Source organism: Ruegeria sp. HKCCA5763, from assembly GCF_013034545.1.
Classification (GTDB): domain Bacteria; phylum Pseudomonadota; class Alphaproteobacteria; order Rhodobacterales; family Rhodobacteraceae; genus Ruegeria.
The window spans coordinates 1-8,054 of the sequence record NZ_WQGF01000030.1 but is presented as its reverse complement, the minus strand read 5'-3'; the positions used below and the strand labels follow the sequence as shown (position 1 = coordinate 8,054).

The window sequence follows — 8,054 nt, the reverse complement described above, 5'->3', positions numbered from 1 at the left end:
TTGAAGTCCGGGCATCAGCATTCCTTGGTGGGTCGGAAGTTAACGTGACAACACCTTCGCATATATTGAGGAAAGTTTCACCTGAAGGGAACGGCCCACTCGAATAAGCGAGAACAGCATCACCTTCTAGACCACGCAACTTCATTGGGTCCTTCAGTTCCTTTACAATTGCTTCAAGCAAAGAACGGATGATTGGGTTGGCGTGTTCCAGCTCTGACCGGGTCAGGTATTCGGTATATCCGGTAATATCGGCGATTAGCAGGTAACCGGTTTGAACAGACATCCGAGCTTTCCCATTTGCATTCCCTCCCTTGACTGTAACTTCGGCCACAGTACCGGACAAGCGGGTCTGCCCCGCCCCCGGAAAACCCCAAGAGCGCGGACCGCGTGCGCTGGGAACATATCCAGCGGGTCTACAAGCTGTGTGACCGGAATGTGTCCGAGGCCGCCTGCCGCCTGAACATGCACCGCCGGACGCTGCAGCGGATTTTGGTGAAGCGTAGTCCTCAGAAATGGGCAGCGAATTGGGTTCAATCTGAATCAGGACTCTGTTCAGAGGATATTCTTTAAGGCAGCAATGCGGAAAAAAGCCGCCTCACCGAAGGCCGTTCCGAATGCTTGCACCATGACACTAGCAACGTGGTTTAAGGCGTTGTAGTTTTCGCGGGGGTGAAAAAACAAAAAACCGGGATTGCATCATGAGCCAGTCACTTGACCGCCTGGTGGAGCGGCAAATTCAAAAGGCACTTGCGGAAGGCCAACTGAGCGGTTTGGAAGGTGAGGGCAAGCGGCTACCAAACCGATCCGGTGAGGCATTTACCGACATGGCCAACGCCGTGGCCACTCGCATAATGGCCGAGGCAGGCGCTCTCCCCGAAGAGTTCAAAATTAAGAAACTGCTGGGCGCGGCAAAGCAAAGCTATCAGGAGGCGAAGGGCGACGATGCCAAACGCGTTGCGATGGCACTAATCGCTGACCTGCAACAGCGGTATAACGTGGCCGTCGAAGCGCGGCGGCGATTCATGGGCCCATAGCCCGAACCGGCCATCCACGACCCCTCAGGAATGCGGTAGGTCTGAGCTCAGAGCAGACGTTCGGCAAAATTCAGGGAATGTCTGCTACGCGGACAAAGTTGCCGTAGACTCATCGCTTTCTGATGACTGGTCTCAGCCCAAAGCGGAAACTTCAGATCTGCGGTTCGAATGGGGAGCCGACCTTTGTTGCGCGCAGAGACCAACTTGAGCGCCGGAAAGCAAGCTGACATTCAAAGTGTGGGTGTTTCAGGATTTTGGCTGCGCTACCGCAAGTCGGCTCTACATCGAATGCAAACAGAAATTAGAGAACTATTGATCGGGAGATTGATCGCGGAGCAGATCGTAGACACTCGGAACTCAAGGTTTGTGGTGCCAATATTGGCACCTGAAGCAAACGAAAAGACTATCTGGTTGTCTAGTCTTCGCTTGGCCTACAATGCTGCTGAGCAACTCTCCAACCGAAAACGGAGCACCTATGTCTCGACTTTCAGAACGCAGAGACTTTGCCACCGAAGTCTGCGAGGACGCTGGGCTACTTGCCAAAAAGTTCTTTGCAGATCGGGTCAATCTTATTGTTGATCAAAAAGGCGCTCAGGACTGGGTGAGCGAGGCGGACAAGAACGTCGAGACTTTCATTCGTCAAAGAATCGCGGAGGCGTGGCCCAAAGATGGCGTATACGGTGAAGAGCATGGCGCGGTAGCGGGAGAGAGTGGCTTTGACTGGGTTATTGATCCTATTGATGGGACCACGAATTTCGTGAACGGTATTCCTGCATGGACTATTGTTCTGGCTGGTGTCACTGAGAGCCAAACGGAAATTGGTGTGATCCACGATCCAAACGTGGATGAAACTTTTGTCGCAACTCGCGGAGAAACTGCGACACTTAACGGATCACCGATAAGCGTCGCGTTAGGAGTGCCGTTGCAAGATGGAACAGTGGCTGTGGGATACTCGAACCGGATTGAGAGCCATCATGTCTTACCTGTTATCGAGGATCTGATCGAGCACGGGGCGATGTTTCACAGAAACGCCAGCGGAGCGCTTTCATTGGCTTACGTCGCTGCCGGGCGCCTTTTGGGTTACGTGGAGGAGCACATGAATGCATGGGATTGTCTTGCTGGGCAATTGCTGGTCTCGGAAGCGGGTGGCGTTGTCGAGGATCAGGACGCCGATGAGATGATCCGAGACGGCGGGCGCGTGATCGTGGGGACACCAGATGTGTTCGAGACGTTGCGTGAGATCGCAGAGAACGCTTGGAACGCTTAGCTCCTACGTCAAAGAGACCCAACATGAATCAGGCTTGAGCGTAGCTAAATCTGCCTGCCAGAAATGGCCTTGTGAGGGTTGGTCGTGCTTGCGGTCTATCGAACAATTCGAGAGTGCGCACCAAAGCAGTGTGCCCACTGCTCCGTGCGTTACAATTGCAAGATCCCCGGCATTATGCGACCGGATAATCTTAGTGACTGTCCGAAGAATGCGTATCTGTGCTTCGATCGCTGGTTCCCAACCGCGATAGCTACTTTCCGGCTGAGCAAAGAAAGCATCTGCCGCGGCTTCGAAATCTTTCAGCGGCAAGTAACCGGTTGCGCTGCGGTCATTCTCACCAAGATCCAAATTGCATTTCACGGATAGCTTTCGTGGTGCAGCAAGAATCTCGCCTGTTTCGCGGGCCTTCCGCTCGTCGCTGGTCCATATCTGAGTGACGTTGGACAAGATTCCACTGGATGCAAATTCAGTAGCGCGCTTACGGCCCACAGCATTCAAGCCCCACTCAGTTATCGGGACGGCAGGATCGATAGAGACCTCGGGGTGTGTGATGATAATGAGTTTCGGCATTTAATCCGGCAAAAGAACGGGCCCTTTGTCAGCAAAACCCATTCTGATTTCGGCGCCGGGATCAAGCGGCGCATCGACGTCATCGTGTACGGCAAAAACCTGACCGAATGCACCGATCAGCGTATATTCCATTCGAACGCCAACATAGGTCGCCTTCGCCACCTTGGCTGCTATGCCTTGGTCTGAGCCGATAACCAGACGCGAGGGTCGCACTGCAATGGTTGCGTTTCCTTCGGACAAACCGCGACGTGGCAGCGTGTGGCGGTAGCCTTCTATTTCTATCGTTGCCACGTCGCCATTGATATCGACGATTTGGCAATCCAATAGGTTTGCCTCACCTATGAAATCGGCGACAAAACGATCGTTCGGGGCATCGTAAAGCTGGCGTGGTGTGCCCATTTGGGCGATCGCTGCGTTGCGCATGACGACAATCTCATCCGAGACTGCCAGTGCCTCCTCCTGATCGTGGGTCACGTAAACAACTGTCAAACCAAGATCTTGCTGGATTGCCCGAATATCCTCTCGCACCTGACGGCGAAGCTTGGCATCGAGATTGGACAGCGGCTCGTCGAACAGCAGAACCTGCGGCTCAAGAACCAGCGCGCGGGCGACGGCAACACGTTGTTGTTGGCCCCCTGAAAGTTCCGAGGGAAGACGATTGTCGAACCCCTGAAGACCGACCAGTTCCAATCCATACATAGCGCGGGCGCGGGCTTCATCCTTTGCAAAGCCTGAGAATGTGAGGCCATACATCACGTTTTCCAGCACGCTCATGTGAGGGAAAAGCGCGTATGACTGGAAAACCATGGATACGTCGCGGTCGGTGGCAGGCAATTTGGTCACATCCCGATCACCAATTAGGATCTTGCCCGAGCTTGCCATTTCCAACCCGGCTATCATGCGCAAAGTCGTTGTTTTCCCACAGCCTGACGGACCAAGCAGTGTGACGAGTTTTCCTGCATCGACATGCAGGTTGATGTTGTCGACGGCGACGACGTCTTTACCGAATACTTTCGACACGTTCTCAAAGCGCACCGGGGCGGCCTTGGAACCGATTTTGGCGTCGGTCATCGCGATGCCTCCGTTCCGTGTTGCGTGCGTCGACCAATCTGGACCCGGCCAACGAGTAGTTGCAGTAAACCGACCGCCGCGAGCATCACAAAGATCAGCGTCGTCGAATAGGCGATCGCAAGGCCATAGTCGTTATTCTCGACCCGACCGATAATGTAGCTGGTCGCCATGTCATATTCTGCGCTGACCAAAAAGATGACAGCCGAGATCGCCGTCATGGCACGGACAAAACTGTAAACAAGCGCAGCAAGTATCGCAGGGCGCAATAGCGGCAGGATGACGTTTCGGAACGTCTGCCACGAGTTTGCACCAAGGGTCAGCGAGGATTCATCAAGGCTGCGGTCAAGCTGCGACATGCTCGCGATCCCCGCACGAACGCCAACCGGCATATTTCGGAAGATAAAGCTGACAACGAGAATGACACCAGTACCCGTGATTTCAATTGGCGGAACGTTGAAGGCTAGGATGTAGCTGACGCCTATCACTGTTCCGGGGATAGCAAAGGACAACATTGTTCCAAATTCGAAAGCGTTCTTGCCTGCAAAACTTTGCCTGGTCAGCAGATAAGCGGTCACCAGACCTACGGCGGCAGTCAATGGGGCAGCAATGGCCGCGATCGTTATGGTGGTCCAGAAACTGTCCCAAGCGGCTCCGGTCCAGCGAATGCTATCTTCTTCGAAACGTACGGAGAATGCGGTGACATAGTGTTTGATAGTTAGCGAGTTATCGACACCCCACAACTCGACGACACTTCCGTAAATGATCATCGCATAAACAACAATTGTGAACAGCGCCCAGCCCAGAGCGATGAGTAGTACCGGAACTGAAAGACCAATTGGCATCAGAGGATGAACGCCGGCATCCCCTTTGCCGGTGACGGTTGTGTAGCTTTTCTTCCCCAGCCAGACACGCTGCGCATAAAAGGCGGAAAGAGTAAAGAACAGCAGCACCATGGCCAGAACTGCGGCCCTGCCTTGATCGTATTGAGCGCCAACGATGGCAAAGAATATTTCGGTCGAAAGCACGTCGAAATTGCCGCCCAATACAAGTGGGTTGCCAAAATCGGCCATGCTTTCGATGAAGCCCAGAAGAAATGCGTTTGCAAGCCCGGGCCGCATCAGGGGCAAGGAAACCGTCTTGAATGTCTGCCATCTGCTGGCACGGAGCGTTTGAGCCGCTTCTTCCATCGACGGAGAGACGCCTTCAACCACACCTATCAGAACAAGAAACGCAATTGGCGTGAACGCGAGTGTCTGTGCGATCAGGATGCCTGGCATTCCGTACAGCCAGCGTGTCGGCTGGGTGCCGAGAAGTTCGGCAATGAACCGGGTGACCGACCCAGAAAGGCCAAAAAGCAAGATCAGCGCCAGGCCGATCACGAATGGCGGGGTGATTATTGGCAGAACGGTCAGAGCCCGCAGCGCGCGTTTATGGCGAAAACCTGAGCGCGTCACGACCAGTGCAAAGCAAAGCCCCAGGACCGTGGTGATGACACCAACGAGGATGGCAAGGAACAGTGAATTCCAGGCGGCGCCACAACGCGCTCCCTGAAAACACCCCAGCCCCCACAGTCGATCATCGAAAAACTTCGAGAAGAATACCGCGATAGAATAGGCGCCATCTTCGGTGACGAAGGCAGCGAAAAGCATCTTGGCGATGGGGAAAAAGACGAAGGCTGTGACAATTGTAATCACGCCGCCGATGGCGCTGACGACGAAGACGTCGCCGTTAATGGCACCTCTTGCCGCGATCCCCTGTGTAAGCAGGAACAGAAAGCTTGAGGCACATATCATTGCGCCATAGCCCATTCCAAACTGACGGTCGCCAAGTTCGCCAAACATCGCCTCCAACCAATGGAAGTTGAAGCCTCTGATGCCAATGCTGAACCCCTGAGCGATCAGCCAGCCGAAGCCAAGCGCCCCTGACAGGATCAGTATTCTGGCGTAAAGTGGATCAGATTTGGGGCGCTTCAACACCAATAGCGGCAGGACGAGTGCGATCAGGAGCGGAGCGAGCCAAAATTTTTCACCCTGCCCAATCAGAAACGCCGCAGGGGCAAAATCCTCATCGAATGGGTAGCCGTCCAAAAGCCACTCGAACGACCAAAGGCCACCGTCGACCATATACCAAGGCAACAGGCAGAATCCGACCCACCCGGCCGCGATCCAGAAGATCAGGACCGGATGGGTCGTTTTTGAAGTCCGGTCAGTCATTTACTGCGGCAGAGTCGAAACCTCTTCGTCCCATTTCTGCAACAGACGCTTCCGTTCGTCTGAGGAACCATACTTTTTGAAGTCATAGTCAATCAGCTTGATCTGACTCATGTCAGGCGCGCTATCCGAAGTTTCTGCGCCTTTATTCGATGGCACTTGAAACGCGTTGACCTGAAGAGCAAGGTTCTGGGCTTCGGGTGACAGCGCCCAGTCATAGAACTTTTTCGCTTCTTCTTCGTTGCGGGCTCCTTCAATAATCGACATCGAGCCAATTTCGTATCCTGTGCCCTCGCACGGTGCGACGACCTTAATCGGGAATCCTGAAACGGCCTGCTTCACAGCGTCATGCATAAAGACGATACCGATGGTGTTCTCACCGCGACCAGCGGCTTTGATGGGCGCAGAGCCAGACTTGGTATATTGGTTGATGTTCGAATGCAGACCTTTCATGAACTCAAAGCCTTCATCTTCGCCGAAGATCTGCACCATCGACGCTAGCGTGGTATAGGCCGTACCTGATGAGTTCGGGTTCGCCATCTGAACGTGGCCCTTGTATTCGGGCTTCAGCAGGTCTTTCCAGCAGGCAGGTTCGGGCAGGTTATTGGCAGCGACAAGATCGGCGTTGTAGCCATAGCCGAGTGCGCCTGAATAGATGCCAATCGTCTTGTTACCCGCGCTTTCTGCCTGGGATATCGCCCAATCATGAAGTTGGTCACGCATTGGCGAAATGTATTCCATCGTCAGGCCCTCTTCGGCAGCCTGCAAATGCGGATCACCGGTACCGCCCCACCAAACGTCCCCTTTCGGGTTCGAGCTTTCGGCGCGGATTTGTGCAAAGGTTTCACCTGACGACTTCCGGGTCATGTTGACGTCGATGCCAGTCGCATCTTCAAAGCTTCGCGCCATGAGTTGGCACCAGTCTTCCTGTGCCGAACAATAGAAGGTCAATTTATCGGCCTGTGCCGCCGACAGTGACGCAGCCAGGGCAATCACCGATCCAACCGCAGTGGATGTCAATTTCCTCATATTTTTCCTCCCTATGAGCGTAATGCGTCCGGGTTTCCCGGTTCTTTCATGCCCTTCCTCATGCAGCCTTTCGAAGTTTCTTTATGACAGTTTTGAGTTCTGGATCGTCTGTTAGATTATCCAGCAATTCTGACAGGTCTCTTTCTTGAACCAGCTTTGCGGCCTTTGCCGGTGAGAACCAATGACGCGTTCGTTCACCTTCTTCCTTCCAGCGTCGCTTCAACTTTTCGACGACCAGAGGATAAAGGGTAACGCGGCAGCGAACGCTGCTTCGCCCCTCGCATCGTTTATCATAGAAAAAATGACCGATTGGCCGTTTCGATATGGTGCCGACTGCGCCTGCTTCTTCTTGAGCTTCTATTTCTGCGGCATGCCATGGTTTTTTGCCCTCTATTAGCCATCCTTTTGGGATAACCCACCGGCCGGTATCCCGCGAAGTGACCATAAGAACGCGCAACTTGCCACTCTTATCCCAGCGCATCGGAAGCGCCGCAATCTGATCTGCCGTCTCGCTGTCGCCCATGCCGCCCCTCAATGCCACACGATCAAGAACCAAAAGGAAGCTGTCTGATTGGCAGGTTGGCCGGTTAACGCTTTGCCTTGGCTCGTATTCTGAATTTGATCAGCCTGTGCATCTTTGCTTTGCGCTTTGAAATACTTGTGTTCGCTCGAATTCTCACAACCTTCCGAGGGTTATGCAACAAAAAATATTGCAATATGACCGAAAGCCCACAAAAGTAGCTTTCGAAGCCTAGTCGGGTCGTCGGATGTCCAAAACAAAAACGCGCGGCAAAATGTCTGAAAAGAACCAGAGCCGGGTGTCCGTCATCGAATGATTTGGAACACGAGCGTTTGATTGGCTTAGGAGGATCA

The 8,054-nt window shown here is 53.7% G+C and carries 8 protein-coding genes and 1 pseudogene; 3 read left to right on the top strand and 6 right to left on the bottom strand.

Going from position 1 to position 8,054, the window contains the following annotated elements; genetic code table 11:
- On the bottom strand, positions 1–283 hold a 283-nt coding region (locus GOV89_RS22565), incomplete at its 3' end, for a DUF2652 domain-containing protein (RefSeq protein WP_171239147.1).
- 71 nt (positions 284–354) lie between these two features.
- Here GOV89_RS22565 and GOV89_RS22560 point away from each other — a divergent pair.
- The 3 genes and pseudogenes from GOV89_RS22560 to GOV89_RS22550 form a co-directional block, all read left to right on the top strand.
- A pseudogene (locus tag GOV89_RS22560) lies at positions 355–510 on the top strand (two-component system response regulator); the annotation flags it as partial.
- A gap of 188 nt (positions 511–698) precedes the next feature.
- Positions 699–1,034 carry a DnaJ family domain-containing protein gene (locus GOV89_RS22555; RefSeq protein ID WP_171239146.1) on the top strand — a complete coding sequence of 112 codons (336 nt, stop codon included), beginning with the start codon at positions 699–701 and terminating at the stop codon, positions 1,032–1,034.
- Between the two features lie 475 nt (positions 1,035–1,509).
- A complete protein-coding gene (locus GOV89_RS22550) occupies positions 1,510–2,301 on the top strand; it encodes an inositol monophosphatase family protein (RefSeq protein WP_171239145.1) in 792 nt (263 codons plus the stop codon).
- A gap of 3 nt (positions 2,302–2,304) precedes the next feature.
- Here the strand turns inward: GOV89_RS22550 and GOV89_RS22545 are convergent, their stop codons facing one another.
- Genes GOV89_RS22545 through GOV89_RS22525 form a run of 5 tightly spaced genes read right to left on the bottom strand, consistent with a single transcriptional unit; the run spans position 2,305 to position 7,704 of the window.
- Positions 2,305–2,871, bottom strand: a complete 567-nt coding sequence (locus GOV89_RS22545) for a histidine phosphatase family protein (protein ID WP_170375217.1) — start codon at positions 2,869–2,871, stop codon at positions 2,305–2,307.
- On the bottom strand, positions 2,872–3,942 hold the full coding sequence (locus GOV89_RS22540) for an ABC transporter ATP-binding protein (protein WP_171239144.1): 1,071 nt from the start codon (positions 3,940–3,942) through the stop codon (positions 2,872–2,874).
- Positions 3,939–6,155, bottom strand: a complete 2,217-nt coding sequence (locus tag GOV89_RS22535; RefSeq protein WP_171239143.1) for an iron ABC transporter permease — start codon at positions 6,153–6,155, stop codon at positions 3,939–3,941. The genes GOV89_RS22540 and GOV89_RS22535 overlap by 4 nt, the downstream gene beginning before the upstream one ends.
- Positions 6,156–7,181, bottom strand: a complete 1,026-nt coding sequence (locus GOV89_RS22530; protein WP_170353301.1) for an ABC transporter substrate-binding protein — start codon at positions 7,179–7,181, stop codon at positions 6,156–6,158.
- 58 nt (positions 7,182–7,239) lie between these two features.
- Positions 7,240–7,704 (bottom strand): NUDIX hydrolase, encoded by a 465-nt coding sequence (locus tag GOV89_RS22525; protein WP_170375214.1) that lies wholly within the window; start codon positions 7,702–7,704, stop codon positions 7,240–7,242.
- Positions 7,705–8,054: the final 350 nt, after the last annotated feature.